The organism is Dyella sp. 01L423 (assembly GCF_056399945.1).
The window spans coordinates 45749-60479 of record NZ_JBFTSI010000008.1 but is presented as its reverse complement, the minus strand read 5'-3'; the positions used below and the strand labels follow the sequence as shown (position 1 = coordinate 60479).

At 64.7% G+C, this 14731-nt stretch carries 15 protein-coding genes; 6 read left to right on the top strand and 9 right to left on the bottom strand.

Features of this window, described 5'->3' with window-relative positions; genetic code table 11:
• The first annotated feature begins 198 nt into the window (after window positions 1-198).
• Window positions 199-1398, top strand: a complete 1200-nt coding sequence (locus tag AC1DMY_RS18600) for a murein hydrolase activator EnvC family protein (RefSeq protein WP_477166353.1) — start codon at window positions 199-201, stop codon at window positions 1396-1398.
• 159 nt (window positions 1399-1557) lie between these two features.
• On the top strand, window positions 1558-2934 hold the full coding sequence (locus AC1DMY_RS18595) for a S41 family peptidase (RefSeq protein WP_477166352.1): 1377 nt from the start codon (window positions 1558-1560) through the stop codon (window positions 2932-2934).
• An 865-nt stretch (window positions 2935-3799) separates the two neighbouring features.
• Here the strand turns inward: AC1DMY_RS18595 and AC1DMY_RS18590 are convergent.
• The 7 genes from AC1DMY_RS18590 to AC1DMY_RS18560 form a co-directional block, all read right to left on the bottom strand.
• Complete coding sequence (locus tag AC1DMY_RS18590; protein WP_477166351.1) at window positions 3800-4195, bottom strand: hypothetical protein; 396 nt, start codon at window positions 4193-4195, stop codon at window positions 3800-3802.
• A gap of 39 nt (window positions 4196-4234) precedes the next feature.
• Entirely contained in the window at window positions 4235-4654 is a 420-nt protein-coding gene (locus tag AC1DMY_RS18585) for a DUF2628 domain-containing protein (RefSeq protein WP_477166350.1), read from the bottom strand.
• Between the two features lie 132 nt (window positions 4655-4786).
• Entirely contained in the window at window positions 4787-5269 is a 483-nt protein-coding gene (locus AC1DMY_RS18580) for a cupin domain-containing protein (protein WP_477166349.1), read from the bottom strand.
• Window positions 5266-6030 (bottom strand): twin-arginine translocase subunit TatC, encoded by a 765-nt coding sequence (tatC, locus tag AC1DMY_RS18575; protein ID WP_477166348.1) that lies wholly within the window; start codon window positions 6028-6030, stop codon window positions 5266-5268. Before tatC ends, AC1DMY_RS18580 begins: the two co-directional genes overlap by 4 nt.
• The gene (gene tatB, locus AC1DMY_RS18570; RefSeq protein ID WP_477166347.1) at window positions 6017-6376 is read right to left on the bottom strand and encodes a Sec-independent protein translocase protein TatB; all 360 of its coding nucleotides are present in this window, start codon (window positions 6374-6376) and stop codon (window positions 6017-6019) included. Before tatB ends, tatC begins: the two co-directional genes overlap by 14 nt.
• Before the next feature lie 15 nt (window positions 6377-6391).
• Entirely contained in the window at window positions 6392-6628 is a 237-nt protein-coding gene (tatA, locus tag AC1DMY_RS18565) for a twin-arginine translocase TatA/TatE family subunit (RefSeq protein ID WP_477166346.1), read from the bottom strand.
• A gap of 67 nt (window positions 6629-6695) precedes the next feature.
• Window positions 6696-7385 carry a lipid-binding SYLF domain-containing protein gene (locus AC1DMY_RS18560; protein WP_441605524.1) on the bottom strand — a complete coding sequence of 230 codons (690 nt, stop codon included), beginning with the start codon at window positions 7383-7385 and terminating at the stop codon, window positions 6696-6698.
• A gap of 109 nt (window positions 7386-7494) precedes the next feature.
• On the opposite strand from AC1DMY_RS18560, the gene hemH reads away from it, so the two are divergent.
• From hemH to AC1DMY_RS18540, 4 genes are all read left to right on the top strand, one after another.
• Complete coding sequence (hemH, locus tag AC1DMY_RS18555) at window positions 7495-8559, top strand: ferrochelatase (protein WP_477166345.1); 1065 nt, start codon at window positions 7495-7497, stop codon at window positions 8557-8559.
• Entirely contained in the window at window positions 8556-9413 is an 858-nt protein-coding gene (locus tag AC1DMY_RS18550) for an alpha/beta fold hydrolase (protein ID WP_477166344.1), read from the top strand. The genes hemH and AC1DMY_RS18550 overlap by 4 nt, the downstream gene beginning before the upstream one ends.
• Before the next feature lie 44 nt (window positions 9414-9457).
• Complete coding sequence (locus tag AC1DMY_RS18545) at window positions 9458-10255, top strand: AraC family transcriptional regulator (RefSeq protein ID WP_477166343.1); 798 nt, start codon at window positions 9458-9460, stop codon at window positions 10253-10255.
• 73 nt (window positions 10256-10328) lie between these two features.
• Window positions 10329-12203 (top strand): aspartyl protease family protein, encoded by a 1875-nt coding sequence (locus AC1DMY_RS18540; protein ID WP_477166342.1) that lies wholly within the window; start codon window positions 10329-10331, stop codon window positions 12201-12203.
• A gap of 116 nt (window positions 12204-12319) precedes the next feature.
• Here AC1DMY_RS18540 and AC1DMY_RS18535 read toward each other — a convergent pair whose 3' ends face one another.
• Together AC1DMY_RS18535 and AC1DMY_RS18530 are read right to left on the bottom strand one after the other, a co-directional pair.
• Window positions 12320-12775, bottom strand: a complete 456-nt coding sequence (locus AC1DMY_RS18535; protein WP_477166341.1) for an REP-associated tyrosine transposase — start codon at window positions 12773-12775, stop codon at window positions 12320-12322.
• Window positions 12776-12931: 156 nt separating this feature from the next.
• Window positions 12932-14635: a dipeptidyl-peptidase 3 family protein gene (locus AC1DMY_RS18530; RefSeq protein WP_477166340.1), complete on the bottom strand. Its 1704-nt coding sequence runs from the start codon at window positions 14633-14635 to the stop codon at window positions 12932-12934.
• Window positions 14636-14731 lie beyond the last annotated feature (96 nt).

The window sequence follows — 14731 nt, the reverse complement described above, 5'->3', positions numbered from 1 at the left end:
ACGCCATGCATCCATCGATGAATGCGCTGCTCGTTGTTGTTGCCGCACGCATGCGTACCAGCGCACGCATACACGACATCGAAAGACGCGGGCATACCAGTGATCGCACCGGCCTTGCGATGAAGAACACGTGACCGGCATCAACAGGCGATGCAGACCCGCTCGCATGCCGTCGTCACGCTCTGTGATAATCGCCCCATGCCAATACCACTCCGTCGTGCCCGCCCCCTTGCCTGCGCCGTGATCGGCGCGCTCGCCATCGCCATCGCGGCCCAGCCGGCTTGGGCGCTGCAGGACAGCAAGACCAAGGCCGAGCAGGCCGAGGCTCAGAAAAAGCTGCAGGAGCTGCACAGCAAGATGGACGCCCTGGCCAAGGAGCAGGCCGAGACGGCAGCCAAGCGCGACAGCGCCACCGCCGAGCTGGCCAAACAGGCCAATGCCGTGGCCGGGGCTGCCAAGGCCGTCCGCGAGACCGACAGCCAGCTCTCCGCCAAGCAGAAGGAGCTGGCCGACCTGCAGGCCCAGCGCGCCGAATTGCAAAAGAACCTGGAAGGCCAGCGCGCGGCCATCGCCGACTTGCTGCGCGCCACCTATGCACTGGGCCGCGGCTCGGACCTGCGCCTGCTGATGGGCGACGACGACGTGACGCGCATCGCCCAGGCGCTGGCCTATTCGAAGTATTTCCAGGAAGACCGCGTGGGCCGCGTGCAGAAGCTGATGGGCGACCTGGCCAAGCTGCAAGACCTGGAAACCGAGATCACCGCCCAGCAACAGGCCTTGCAGACGGCCCGGGCCGAGCGCGAGAGCCAGGCCAAGGCGCTGGAGCAGCAACGAGCCAGCCAGGCCAGGCTGGTGGCGGACACGGATGCCCAATACAAGGACCAGGCCAGCAAGCTGGCCGCCCTCAAGCAGAACGAGGCCTCGCTGAACTCACTGGTCGCCACCCTGCAAAAGGCCATCGACGAAGCCGCCCGCGAAGCCGAGCGCGCCGCCAAGGCCAACGAGGGCAAGGCGGCGCCCCCAGCCGGCAAGGGCCTGGCCAATATCCGCGGCAACCTGCCCTGGCCCGCCGCCGGCGTGGTCAACAGCTACGGCAGCGGCGTGCTGATCAAGGCGCCGGGCGGCAGCGAAGTCCGCGCCGTGGCGGCGGGCCGCGTGGTCTATGCCGCCTTCCTGCGCGGCTACGGCATGCTGGTCATCGTCAGCCACGGCGGCGGCTGGATGAGCATGTACGGCAACAACGAGACGGTCCTGCACGGCGTAGGCGACCAGATCAGCGCGGGCGAGGCCGTCGGCACGGCCAGCGCGCCCACCGGGGTCAATACCGGCGTCTACTTCGAGCTGCGCCAGAACAACCAGCCGGTGGACCCGCGTACCTGGCTGGGCAAGAAAGGTTGATCTAGGGAAGTTCTGATCTATTCCACGATTGACGCCGCCTACGCAGCGTCGCAGGCTAACCTGCGTACCATGTTGAATTTTGGCGACATCCGGCGGTCAAAGCGGCAACGCGGCCCGCTGCCGGGCCCGCCCCCACGGCTATACCGGAGTCCCCCATCCATGCGGTTTCCCACCTTGAGCCTGGCCGTCCTGTTGCTGGCGGCGCCGCTGGTGCAGGCGCAGACCGCGCCAACCCCGAGCAGTGCCACCAAGAAGGCTGCCGACGCGGCGCCAGCCAAGGCCTCGTCAGCGCCTGATCGCGTGGATCTGGACGACGTGCGCAATTTCAGCCGGGTCTATGAAATCGTTCGTCAGGCCTATGTCGAGCCAGTGGACAACAAGACCCTGATGAAGGCCGCCATCAGCGGCATGCTCAGCGGCCTCGATCCGCACAGCGAATACCTGGACAAGGCAGGCCTGGACGAATTGAGCGAGGACACCACCGGCCAATACGGCGGCCTCGGCATCGAAGTGCTGCAGGTGGACGGCACGCTGCGCATCATCGCCCCCATCGACGACACGCCCGCCTCGCGCGCCGGCATCAAGCCGGGCGACACCATCGTGAAAATCGACGGCAAGGTGGTCGACCCGGAGAACATCGACGACATGTTCAAGGCGCTGCGCGGCGATCCGGGCAGCAAGGTCACGCTCACGATCCTGCATGAGAAGAGCGACAAGCCGATCGACATGCCGCTGGTGCGCGAGAAGATCTCGGTCACCAGCGTGAAGACACGCGAGATCGAACCCGGCTACGCGTATATCCGTGTCAGCCAGTTCCAGGACGACACTGCGCCGGACCTGGAGAAGAAACTCGGCGAGCTGATCCGCAAGAACGGCGCACAGAAGGGCGCGATCCTGGATCTGCGCTCCAATCCGGGCGGCCTGCTCACCGCCGCCGTGGGCGTCAGCGACGATTTCCTCAACTCAGGGACCATCGTGACCACGCGCGGGCGCCTGCAGGATTCCAATCTCAGCTTCGAAGCGCACGCCGGCGACTTGCTCAACGGCGCACCCATGGTGGTGCTCGTCGACAACGGCACCGCCTCCGCGGCGGAAATCGTGGCCGGCGCGCTCAAGGACAACCACCGCGCGCTGATCGTCGGCCGCCGCACCTTCGGCAAAGGCGTGGTGCAAACCGTGCTGCCGCTGGACAACGATCATGCGGTCAAGCTCACCACCGCCCGCTACTACACCCCCAAAGGCACCTCGATCCAAGCCGAAGGCATCAAGCCGGACATCGCCCTCGCCGACCTCGCGGTGAACAAGACCGACAGCGTCGCCGTGCTGGTGAGCTCCGAAGCCGACCTGCCCAACCACCTTGCCAACGAGGATTCAAAACTCGGCAAGGACATCGACAATGACGGCAGCGCCGAGAACGCGAAGCTGGCCACGCAGGATTACGCGCTGTCGCAGGCGTTGAATGTGCTGAAGGGGTTGGCGTTGAACCGGGGTCCGTATGGGGCGCCGGTGCCGGCGGCTGCGCCGACCAAGCATTGAGGCGTGGCGGTAAGCGGTCTTCATGTGGGTGACCTGTGAGGGTTGCCCGCGAATGAAGCGACTGATGTCGATGATCTTGAGAAGCCGCCCTGATTGAGGCGGCTTTTTCTTTGCTCGTCATTCCGGTGCAGGGCGGCGTTGTTCGTCATCCCGGCGAAGGTCGGCTTTGTTCGTCATCCCGGCGAAGGTCGGAAGCGCTCTTCGACAGCCGAATGGCTGGTCATCCAGAGCCTCGGTCTCTGGTTGTCACGTTAGCGCCAGCGTGCCGCCTACGCGGCGGGCGTTTCGAACGGCTGCCGCCGCTCGAGTCACTTTTCTCTTGCTGGCCCAAGAGAAAAGTAACCCAAAGAGAATGGCCTAAAAGAGCAAGGGCTCGTAGCGTCGTGTTGGATACGATCGTCGGTCGCTCGAGGGGTTCGGAAGCGTGGCGATCGTCCGACATGCGATTCCGCTACCCCGCAACGCGCCAAAGCGGAGAGGGCTTAAAGCGCTGCCTCGCTGCGCATCGGCTTTAGGCATCGCTCCATCCACCTGTCGTGCTGGCTTGTCTGTGGGAGCGCACCCTGTGCGCGACAGTCACGCTGGGGTGTACCGCTCCGTAGGCTTGTCGCGCACAGGGTGCGCTCCCACAAAAAAGCTGAGCATCGGTGTTGATCCGCTATCCAAAAGGCAGCGCGCTCCCTTGTAGGAGCGCACCTTGTGCGCGAACGCGGCGCGTGGGTGTACCGCTCCGTAGGTTGGTCGCGCGCAAGTGCGCTCCTACAAAAGAGGCGCGCGGCGATGGTCGGCGTGGGATGGCACGTGATGTGGCTCTTGCGCCCCGGGTCTCCGTCTAACGCGTCAGACGAACCAGGTCGCGACCACGTTACAAACAGTACAAACCGCTGGCTATCTCCCCCACGTCCCCCATGCGGTCGATCAGCGAGCCATCCTCCTCGCACAGCACGATATGGCTGACCTCATCGTCACGGTTGGCGGCCTGAGGTGCCACATCGGCCGCCATCAGCAGCGCGCCCTTCGAACCCACGATGCGCGAGACGTAGCGCTCGCATACATCCGCAGCGCAATGGGCCGCGTATTCGCTCAAGTGAATGTTCTCCACCCGGGATACATCACCGATGCGATCGGCAATCGGCGGCAATTCGCGCGCCGCCGATTCCAGGCTGGATCCAATCCGGTGTTGGGTCCAGGCGAACGCTGCGCCAGCCAGGATTACCAGCACCGCCAACACCACCAGAAATGCTTTCACGAACTTAGTCACCGTTAGCTACTCCTTGCTGACCCAACCCGCCACGCGGCTTCACATCCGCAAGCCTTCGAAGAAGTTCCAGCTGTCCTGCCCCTTCACTTCTTTCAGGTAGTAGGCGTAGTTGGCGGTGGTGGTGTAGATCAGCGTCACCGCCAGGCCCAGCATGCGGCTCATGAAGTCGGCAGCGCGGCTATCGGGCCCCAGGATGGCGTACATGATGATGTCGATGACGATCGTCGCCACCACCACCGCAATGCCCATCAGGGCCTTGCGCCACAGGCCGAGTATGAAGAAGTAGATCGGACCAAACAGGAACGCCAGGATGCTGCTGCCGATCTTAATGCGCTGCATGAAGGGAAGCGCCTTGAAGGCTTGCTTGTAGCTCGGCGTGCCGGGAGCACCGTTGGCTTCCAGGAACGCAAAACGCTCCTGCCACTTCGCTGGGTATTTGCTGTATGCCTGGGCATTCATGTTGAACCACGCTTTCTAGTCAGGACGAAAGCCCCAACTATGGAGTGGCTACCCGAGGCAGACCATACAGATCAATCTTGAAAACAACGATCGATCGCTTTGAAGATGGTGGCGAGCAGCGAAACCTGCCGCTCAGGACAGCGGAATCTCCGGCGCCAATCCCGCCAGGTGCCCAGCCAGCGTGGCGTCTTCGGAGAGGATCTCGAAGCCCTCGTATTCGAATGCAGGCGCCACTAGGCAAGTCACCAGAGTGTAGCGGCCGAGTGGCCGAGCGGCCTGCCACGCACCGGCAGGCACGACGATCAGCGTGTCCACGCCTGGGGCCAAGGGCCCGAGACAGCAGCGCTCCAGGCGCTTGTTGTCCGCGTGGTAGATCAGCAGCTCCAACGGCTCGCCTTCGACGTAGTGCCAGACTTCCTCGGCATCGACCCGATGCCAGTGGCTGAATTCGCCGGCCTCGAGCAGATAGTGGATCGCACTCAACGAGGGCCGGGCGCTGGCGCCGTCGCCGCCCGCCTTGGGCGGATGGATCCGCCGATAGTGTCCGCCTTCCACGTGCGGCTGCAGCTGCAGCATCTCTTTCAGTTCAGCAGCGCGGGCAGCGGCATCGGTCATGTGGCTGGCGCGTCGGTGGGCTTGATCAACCAGCGTACCGCCAGCATGCCCAGCTCATAGAGCAGGCACATCGGAATGGCCAGCATGATCATCGAGGTGATATCCGGCGGCGTGATGAAGGCGGCAATGGCGAACGCGCCCACCACGGCGTAACGACGACCGCTGCGCAGCTGCTCCAGGTTCACCACGCCGATCGCGGCGAGGATCACCACCGCCACCGGCACCTCGAAGCACAGGCCGAAGGCGAAGAACATCAGCATCACGAAGTCGAGGTAGTGCGTGATGTCCGTCATCATTTCCACGCCCTGCGGCGTCACCGCCGTGAGGAAGCGGAAGGCCGCCGGCAGCACCAGGAAATAGGCGAACGCACTGCCGAGATAAAACAGGAACAGCGCCGCCACCAGCAACGGCCGCGCCAGTCGTTTCTCGTTGCGGTACAGGCCGGGGCTGACGAACGCCCACAGCTGGTAGACGATCATCGGCATGCTGATGAACAGGGCCGCATAGAAGGCCAGCTTCAGCGGCGTCACGAACGGACTGGCCACCTCGGTGGCGATCAGATGGGCCCCCTGCGGCAGGCGCGACACCAGCGGCGCGGCCAGCTCCGTGTACAAGCGGTTGGCGAACGGCACGAGGGCGCCCAGCACCAGCAGCACGGTCACGATCGCGCGCATCAGTCGCGAGCGCAGTTCGATCAGATGCGAAAAGAGACCTTGTTCCAGGTCATCGGCCCCAGGGCCTTCGAGCTCAGGCGCTGCCATGCGGAGCTTCCTTGGTCGCGGTGGCGGCGGCCACGTCCGCTACCGGCTCGGCAACGGTTGGCTCGGACGGTTTCGACGGCACGCCCTCTGGGCGCATCTTGCGCAGGGTCTCGTCCAGGTCGGCCTGGGCGGCCTCGGCTTTGGAGGCCACTTCGCGCGCCTGGCGGCGGATTTCTTCCACCTGCAGTTCGCGCTCCACTTCTGCACGCACGCTGTCCCAGCCGGTGCGCACGCGGCGCAGGAACACACCCGCAGTGCGTGCCGCGTGCGGCAGCTTTTCCGGGCCAAGCACGATCAGCGCGACGAGCGCGAGCAATACCAGCTTGCCGAAGCTGATCTCAATCATGACCCGCGAGCCGCCTTACTTGGGTTCGGTGGTGTCGTGCTGGTTCTGCGTCTGGGTGGGACCAGCGGGCGGCGGATCGGCGCGCAGGGTCGCGCTGGGATCGTTCGGCTTGGGGGCTTCGTCGCCGCCATCCAGACCCTTCTTGAAATCGCGGACGGCGCCGCCGATGTCGCCGCCGATGTTGCGCAGCTTCTTGGTGCCGAAGATCAGCACGACGACGACCAGCAGGATGAGTAGATGGGTGATGCTCATTGAATCAGGCCTCGAATGGTAAGCGGCGGAACGAAACTGTCACGCCGTGTCGCGCCGCCGCTCCCTATCATCGCTGAGTGTACTCCTCAAGGCGATCCCTGAAATCGACCACCTGGGTCGGCACGTTGCCCACGCCGCCCTCGAAGATGCGGCGCGGGGTGATGCCCTTGCCGTAAATGGCCTCGTTGGCGTCGTAGTCGATGCGCAGCGCCGAGCCGTCCAGGGCCACGCCGGCGAACAGGCCGCGCGAGCGGGAATAGGAGTAGATCTCGGCCTTGAAGTCGCTGTCGGTGGAGGCCTGGGCGGTGCGGCCCACCGGGCCGGCCGCGGCGGCGGCGTCCGCGCCGATCGTGAATTTACCGTTGACGATGCTATCCACGCCGCGCTGGGTACGGAACACCAGGATCACGTCGGTCGACGAGGCGCCGGCCTGGAAGCCCACGCTGCCGCCCGTCATGGTGATGAAGCTGGGGTTGGACCAGGTGCCGTCCGGCCCCTTCACCGAGATCAGGCCCTCGCCGCGACGGCCGCCGAACACGAAGCCCACCTTGAGCAGGTCCGGGATCACCGCGATGGCCTTGGCCTGTTTGAGCAGGTCGGTCGGGATCGATTTGTCCGGCGCCTCCATGATGTCGCTCAACACGCGCACGGCGTTCTGGGCGCGCACCAGCGGCGGGTCTTCGGCGTGCGCGGCCATGGCCGGCAGCAATAGAACCAGGGACGCGAGCAACAGACGGTGCAGCGATGCTTTGAACATGGACGACTCCTTCGCTTGAATTCGGGACGGCAGCCTGCGGCGATGATGTCCACGGCGGCTTCTTTGGCTTGTGGCAGACTTGCGACGGATTTCTCCCGTCTGAGCCACGATGCCACGCAGCGATGACTATACCGGCGTTGCCGGCGCTTCCCGAGACCTACCCGTTCAGGCTGCAGTGCTGTTGGTGAACCTGGGCACACCCGAGGCGCCCACGGCCAAGGCAGTGCGCCCGTACCTCGCCCAATTCCTGGGCGACCGCCGCGTGATCGACTATCCGCGCTGGCTCTGGTGGCTGATCCTGCACGGCGTGATCCTGCGCGTGCGCCCTGCGCGCTCGGCCCACGCCTACCAGCGCATCTGGACGCCGCAAGGCTCCCCACTGCGCGTGGGCAGCGAGGCGCTGGCCGCGCGACTGCAGGAAAAGCTTTCGGAAGCATGTGCGGAACCCGTGCGCGTGGCATTGGCGATGCGTTATGGCCAGCCCTCGGTGCCCGCGCAAATCGAACGGCTGCAACGCGAGGGCGTGCGTCACCTGTTAGTACTGCCGCTGTATCCCCAATATTCCGCCACCTCCACCGGTTCGGTGATCGATGCGGTGGCCGAGGCCATGCAATCGTTGCGCTGGCCGCCCGAGCTGCGGCTGGTCAACGACTATCACGACGACCCGGGCCACATCGAGGCGCTCGCGCGCAGCATCGAGCAGTGGTGGGCGGGGCACGGCCGCGGCGACAAGCTGCTGCTGTCCTTCCACGGCATTCCCGAGCGCTATGTGCGCGAAGGCGATCCGTACTTCGACCAATGCCAGGCCACGGCGCGAGCGCTGCGGCAGCGACTGGCGCTGGACGAGTCGCAGCTGCTGGTGAGCTACCAGTCGCGCGTGGGACGCGAATCCTGGCTGCACCCGTACACCGACGCCACCGTGCGCGAGCTGGCGGCAAGCGGCATCAAGCGGCTGGACGTCGCCTGCCCGGGCTTTGCCGTGGACTGCCTGGAGACGCTCGAAGAAATCGCCATGCAGAACCGCGACTTCTTCCTCGACGCCGGCGGCAGCGAACTGCGTTACATCCCGGCGCTCAATGACACCCCCGAGCAGGTCGACAGCCTGGCCGCGCTGGTGAGGCGCCACACCGGCGGCTGGTCGGCGTTTGCGCCACGCGCCGGCACGTCGACATGACGGGCCCGGTCGAGCGCGAGGTACGGCTGCCGCACCTGCGCCTGAGCGCGCAGGTATGGGGCGATCAACAAGCGCCGCCGCTGCTGGCCCTGCATGGCTGGCTGGACAATGCGTGGAGCTACGCTCGGCTTGCACCTCTGCTGGCCGAGCGCTGGCAGGTGATTGCGCTCGAACTGCCGGGTCACGGCCATTCCGATCATCTGCCGCCCGGCATGCAGTATCACCTGGTCGACTATGTGCGCTCGGTGCTCGGTGCGATCGATGCGCTGGGCCTCACGCGTTGCCATCTGCTGGGTCACTCGCTGGGCGCAGGCATCGGCTCGATGGTGGCGGCCGCCAGGCCGGAACGCATCGATCGACTTCTGTTGATCGAAGGGCTGGGCCCGATAGCCGACGACGGCCACCACACGCTGCGCCAGTTCCGCGATGCGATGGCGAGCGAGGCGACTGGCCGGTCGCTGCGTTCGTTCCCGTCCATCGACATGGCGATCAGCGCACGCACCATGGCCAGCGGCCTGCCCGCGGCGCAGGCGCGTCCGATCGTGGAGCGCGGCCTGCACAAGAGCGAGCACGGCTGGTACTGGCGCAGCGATGCACGCGTCAATCGCCCTTCGTCGATCCGACTGACGGAGGAACAGGTTCACGCCATCCTTCGCGGCATCGAGTCGCCGACCGCGCTGTTGCTCGCCAGGCCCGACACGCCCTACCTGCCCGGAGCCCGCATGCAGGCACGCGCCGCCTGCGTGGCTGATATCGCGGTGACCCATATGGATGGTGGCCACCATCTGCAGCTGGAACACCCTGAAGCCGTCGCCCGCTGGGCAAACATGCATCTGGACGGCCAGCACGCCTGACCTGCGGCACATGCCCCGGCGCGACAGCGGTCTAGACTGGCGCCATGCAACATCTACAGCGCGCCAACTACGGTCAGCCCGAACGGCTGCGGCAACTCGGCGACCTGCAGGTTTCCGCCACGCCGTATGCCGGCGGCAGCGCCCTGCCATGGCATGAGCACGACGAGGCGTATCTCTGCCTGGTCGCCGCGGGCAGCTATAACCAGCAATCGGGCGAGCAGGTACTCGACTGCCGACCGGGTGCCCTGCTGACGCATCCGCAAGGTCATCGACACGCCAATCGCTTTGGGCCGGAAGGGGCGCGCTGCATCAGCATCTTTCTCGCCGACATGGCCAGCGACGGTGTGTCGCGCCTGCTCGGCGATCATCGTCAACTGCGACTGCCCGAGGCCGACCGCTTGCTCGCCCGCATCGAGCGCGAATTGCGCGCGACCGACGATGCCGCTGCCCTCGCCCTGTCGTCAGCGGTGCTGGAACTGGTGGCGCTCGCCTGTCGCTCTGACGACGAGCGACGGCCGGCCTGGCTGCAACGTGTGCTCGATCGCTTGCATGATGACCCGCTCGCCACGCCGTCGCTGCAGGAATTGGCGACCTTGGCAGGCGTCCATCGCTCCCATCTCGCACGCGGCTTTCAGCGGGCCAAGGGCACGTCGATCGGCGAATACCAGCGCGGCTTGCGCATTTCATTGGCGCGTAACGCGCTAAGTGAGTCGCAGCGCTCCATCGCCGAGGTGGCCGCCATGGCCGGCTTCAATGACCAGAGCCATTTCGCCCGCGTGTTCCGTCACCTCACCGGCGAAACGCCGCGTGACTACCGGCACAGAACGCAACGCACGTGCTGATACGCCACGCACGTCCTAGACCGGACGCGCCAACCGACGGACCATGACGGCACCCGACCACGGAGTGTCCCCCATGCAGCATCGCGCCCGCCCCCTGCTTGTGTTGTTGCTCGCCGGTGCACTGAGCCAGGCTTTCGCTGCGCCCGCCGATGACAGCGCCGCCTTGCTGGCCAGCCTCCGCCAGGCCCATGGTGGCGAACGCTGGCAGCACGTCGCCGCACTGAAGGCCGAAGGCCGCGAAGCAGGTGATGGCCTGTCCGGTCCCTGGCAAGCCACGGTGGATCTGCGCAGCGGCCAGTACCTCACGCGCATGCACAACGACGTGTTTGGCACCGCCGAAGGCATCGATGCGCAGGGCCATTGGCGCGAAGACATCACCGGCATGATCCATCCGCTCGATTCGGACGAGGTGCGCACCGTCGACATCACCGCGAGCTGGCTGCGCCGCTTCGGCTTTCTCGATACGGATTCTTCTGTCCAATACCATCGCCTGCCCGATGCTCAGGACAACGGCCATACCTATCAGCGCATCGAAGCCACACCCGCGGGCGGTCGCCTCGTCACCCTGTGGATCGATGCGTCCACGCATCGGCTGGATCGCGCGATCTACGCCACCTCTTTTCTGATCGCCACCGAACGCTACAGCGACTATCGCGAGGTGGATGGCCTGCCACTGCCCTTCCGCATCGCCAGTTCGCGCGCCAACCTCGCCGGCAATGCCGATGGCGAAAGCGTGGACACCGTTGAGCGTTACCGCGTGCTCAATAGCGCTTCGACGAGCGAGCTGAAGCGGCCGGAAGGCAAGGTCCGCGACGTCACCATGCTCAACGGCGCAACGGATGCCGTGACGCCCATGCATCTGGAAGGCGGCATCTTGATAGTGGATGTGAGTATCGACGGCCGCCCACCGATGCCCTTCATCCTCGACACCGGAGGCCACGCAATCCTCACCAGCGACGCAGCAAAACAGCTGGGATTCCAGACGCAGGGCCAGGGCGTAAGCGGCGGCTCAGGCTCCAGCACCATGAGCACGTCCTATACCAAGGTGCACGACACCGGCCTGGGCAACGCGCATATCCGCGATCTCACCTATACGGTGCTGCCGTTTCCCTACAGTTTCTACGAGCGCGGCAACGGCGCGCCGATCGCCGGCATCCTCGGCCTGGAGATGTTCGAGCGCTTTGCGATCACCTTCGACTACGACCATCAACAATTGCGCCTCAAGCCCTATGACATGGGCGAACCGCCGGCGATCCAACAGGGCGACGTGGTGGCGCTGCGCTTCACCGACGACATGCCGCTCGCGCAGGCCAATCAGGACGGCCACACCGGCATGTTCGGCATCGACACCGGCAACGCCGGCTATGTGCTGACCTTCCCCCAATGGGCCGAACGCAATGGCATTGCCGCCCACTACGAAGCAGGCTTACCGACCCCCACCGGCGGTGTCGGCGGCCTGTTCACCGCACACATCGCCCACGCGAGGGAATTCATCCTGGGCACGCAACGCATGGACAACGTGGTCGCCCTGCTTACCCGCAATGACGCCGGCGCCACCGGCAACCCCAGCGAAGCGGGCAATATCGGTCAGGACATCCTGTCGCGCTTCAACGTGCACTTCGACTATCGCCGCCAGCAGATGGTGCTGATGCCCCGCAACCCCGTGCCCGTGTGGCACTACGGTATGGCGGGCTTTCGCGCCGAGAAGTCCCAGGACCACCCGGATCGCTTCAAGGTGATCAACGTGACGCCCGGCAGTCCGGCGCAAGCAGCTGGGCTGAAGCAAGGCGACATGATCGTTGCCGCAAATGTGAAAGCCGCAGCGGATATGAGTTTCGGCGCCCTGCGCGATCTGAGCATGCATCTGCCCGATGGCACGCCGCTGACGTTGAAACTGGCGGATGGAAGGGAGTTGAAGATGATGCTGCGGGATATTGCGCCCAAATAGCCATGTCGCGTCATCCCCCTGTGGGAGCGCACCCTGTGCGCGACAAACCTACAAGGACGAACACTGCGGCACCGCCGTCGCGCACAGGGTGCGCTCTCACAGGGGATTGCGCGACCTTATAGCCAGTCGCAATTCCAATACGGATAGTCGAACACGTTGTCGACCAGACCGGCGCGCAGTGGATTGCACACGATGTAGCGCGCTGCGGCATGCATGTCTTCGTCCCGTCGCAACGCGCGGTCATGGAAGCCGCTACCCCAGACCAGCGTCGACTGCGTGCAGCGAAGACTCTTTGCCGTCAACGATTTGAACCGATTCATCACCAAGGCCAGACTATCGCGGGAACCAAGCTGGACCAGGCCGTGCCAGTGATCGGGCATAAGCACCCAACAAAGCAAAGCGGCATCGCCCCAGCAAAGCGGCTTGTGCAGACACCGGCAGACCGACCGCGCCAACTCAACGTCACGGAACAGCGGGCGGCGGTACGCCGCAACCGTGGTGAGTAGATAGACCTGGCCAGGGAGCGAGATGCGTCCCTGGCGCAGGGTGTGGTATCCGAGCGGGTGGCGCATGGCGTGAACGTGGCATCACGCCAGCCAGACTGTCATCAGCTGTGTTCTGAGTGAATCGTAGGCCTGCGACCTTTAACTCTGCGATGTGGATGGGGGCGGCGGCTTCGTTGTGTCGCGCACAGGGTGCGCTCCCACAGTGAGCACCGTGCACCAGGGTTACGGCTTCTTGAGGCCCAGCGTTTCCAACCCCTGCTCAAACGTCACATCCACCGGAATCTTCGCCTTATCCAGCCGCTTCAGATCGCCCGCCAGCGTGGCGTCGACATTGCCCATGCCGTCGGTGAGCTGCTTGGCAGCGTCGTAGTCACCATCGCCCTGGATGGTGAGCAACTTGGCGGAGAGTGCGTTCATCGCGGCGGTCATCTTGTCGAAGTCGACGCGATAGCGCCCCGTCTTGGCGTCACGGGTGAAAGCACCCTGTTGCTGGAAGAAGTTGAAGCGCACCATATTGGCCTTGGCATGCGCATCGCTGGCGCCGAAGCGCACCGAGCGCAGGATGCCGGCAAGGAAGGTGACGTAGTTGTCCATCAGCTTGGTCTTGTCCAGCTCACCTTTTCCGGCGAGCTTGCTGACCATATAGAGGCCGAGGATGTCGGCCTTGCCTTCTTCGAAGCTCGATGCCTGGTCCTTCAATGCAGTGCGCACCATGCCCTTGCCGTTGAGCGTGTTCTTGATGCCAAGGCCATGCGCGACTTCGTGGAACATGGTGTTCTCGAAGAACGCATCGAAGGTGAGGTGGGACTGCTGATCGTCTGCCACCAACTCCTTGGCGATCGGCAACATGATCTTGTCGAACTTCGCCTGCATCACGTTCTCCAGCTGCAGGCGGCGCGTGCCTTTCTTCAGCTGAACTTCTTCGTCGTTGGGCAGGTTGATCGCGATGGTCTTGGCGCCGACGTTGGCGTCGCCCGCGCAATACACGGCGAAGTAGGCGTTGAGGTCGGCATCGGCGCCGGGCTTCTCGGCCTTGTACTTGTCGTCCACCGGGAGCTCGCGCTGCAGTTCGGGCAGGTACTTGGTGAAGCGCGCGAGCTTGGCGCTCCAGGCCTGGTCTTTCACCAGCACATAGCTTTCGTAGCTGGCCTTGTAGCCGAACAGCTGGTCTTCATAGGTTTCGATGGGACCAATCACGATGTCGACCGGATTGTTCTTCATCGACATCCAGGCGAAATCGCTGGGGCGATAGTCGTCGCTGAGCAAGGCATCGGCGCGCTTCTTGAGATAGCCCGCGAACTCCTTGTCGGCCGACAAATCCGCCGCCTGGCGCAGCAGTCCGGCGGCACGCTGCAGATCGGCCTGATAGGCGTCGTGATAAGGCACCACCGCCAGTGCATTCTGGGCATTTCGACGCAGTACGGTGTAGAGGCCGGCCTTGTCCTTCAGATCGGACTTGTCGAATTCCTCTTTGGTCATGTCAGCCGGATAGAACTGCGCCCCCGGCGGGCGTGGGCCCACGCCGGCGACAAACGGCTGGTCGTTGTTCAAGCGATCCCACGGGCCGTAGTTGATCTCGGCGTACTTGCGTGTGACCTCGTCGGGGATGCGCGCCATCAAGGCAGCCTTGTCGCCCCACGATTGCTGCCAGTAGATGTCGTTGGTGACATCCGCCGCCTCGATAAGCAGCGCGATCATTTGCCTCTGCTTGTCGTCGAAGCGGGAAAGATCCGCCGTGAGCTTGACCGACGCGTAGTTGGCCAGGCCTTGGGTGGCGATATCTGCATCCGTCGACGGCGGCGGCACTGTCGGCGTGGTGCTGGCCGGCACCGGAGCGGAAGCGGTGCCGGCGGGCGCGTTGTTATCGTGCGAGCTGCAGCCGGCCAGGACGGCGATGAGACTGAGGGCGAGCAGATGGCGTCGCATGGCGCTTTCTCGATAAAAAGAAAGCACCATGGTAGCGCGCGGCAAGCCACTTGCGGCCACCTCCATTTCCGTCATTCCGGCGCAGGCCGGAATCCA

Excerpts from the sequence above, each read along its gene's own strand:
- AC1DMY_RS18600 (WP_477166353.1), top strand. The coding sequence starts at position 199 with ATGCCAATACCACTCCGTCGTGCCCGCCCCCTTGCCTGCGCCGTGATC.
- AC1DMY_RS18595 (WP_477166352.1), top strand. The coding sequence starts at position 1,558 with ATGCGGTTTCCCACCTTGAGCCTGGCCGTCCTGTTGCTGGCGGCGCCG.
- AC1DMY_RS18585 (WP_477166350.1), bottom strand. The coding sequence starts at position 4,654 with ATGAATGCCCAGGCATACAGCAAATACCCAGCGAAGTGGCAGGAGCGT.
- AC1DMY_RS18580 (WP_477166349.1), bottom strand. The coding sequence starts at position 5,269 with ATGACCGATGCCGCTGCCCGCGCTGCTGAACTGAAAGAGATGCTGCAG.
- tatC (WP_477166348.1), bottom strand. The coding sequence starts at position 6,030 with ATGGCAGCGCCTGAGCTCGAAGGCCCTGGGGCCGATGACCTGGAACAA.
- tatB (WP_477166347.1), bottom strand. The coding sequence starts at position 6,376 with ATGATTGAGATCAGCTTCGGCAAGCTGGTATTGCTCGCGCTCGTCGCG.
- tatA (WP_477166346.1), bottom strand. The coding sequence starts at position 6,628 with ATGAGCATCACCCATCTACTCATCCTGCTGGTCGTCGTCGTGCTGATC.
- AC1DMY_RS18560 (WP_441605524.1), bottom strand. The coding sequence starts at position 7,385 with ATGTTCAAAGCATCGCTGCACCGTCTGTTGCTCGCGTCCCTGGTTCTA.
- hemH (WP_477166345.1), top strand. The coding sequence starts at position 7,495 with ATGCCACGCAGCGATGACTATACCGGCGTTGCCGGCGCTTCCCGAGAC.
- AC1DMY_RS18550 (WP_477166344.1), top strand. The coding sequence starts at position 8,556 with ATGACGGGCCCGGTCGAGCGCGAGGTACGGCTGCCGCACCTGCGCCTG.
- AC1DMY_RS18545 (WP_477166343.1), top strand. The coding sequence starts at position 9,458 with ATGCAACATCTACAGCGCGCCAACTACGGTCAGCCCGAACGGCTGCGG.
- AC1DMY_RS18540 (WP_477166342.1), top strand. The coding sequence starts at position 10,329 with ATGCAGCATCGCGCCCGCCCCCTGCTTGTGTTGTTGCTCGCCGGTGCA.
- AC1DMY_RS18535 (WP_477166341.1), bottom strand. The coding sequence starts at position 12,775 with ATGCGCCACCCGCTCGGATACCACACCCTGCGCCAGGGACGCATCTCG.
- AC1DMY_RS18530 (WP_477166340.1), bottom strand. The coding sequence starts at position 14,635 with ATGCGACGCCATCTGCTCGCCCTCAGTCTCATCGCCGTCCTGGCCGGC.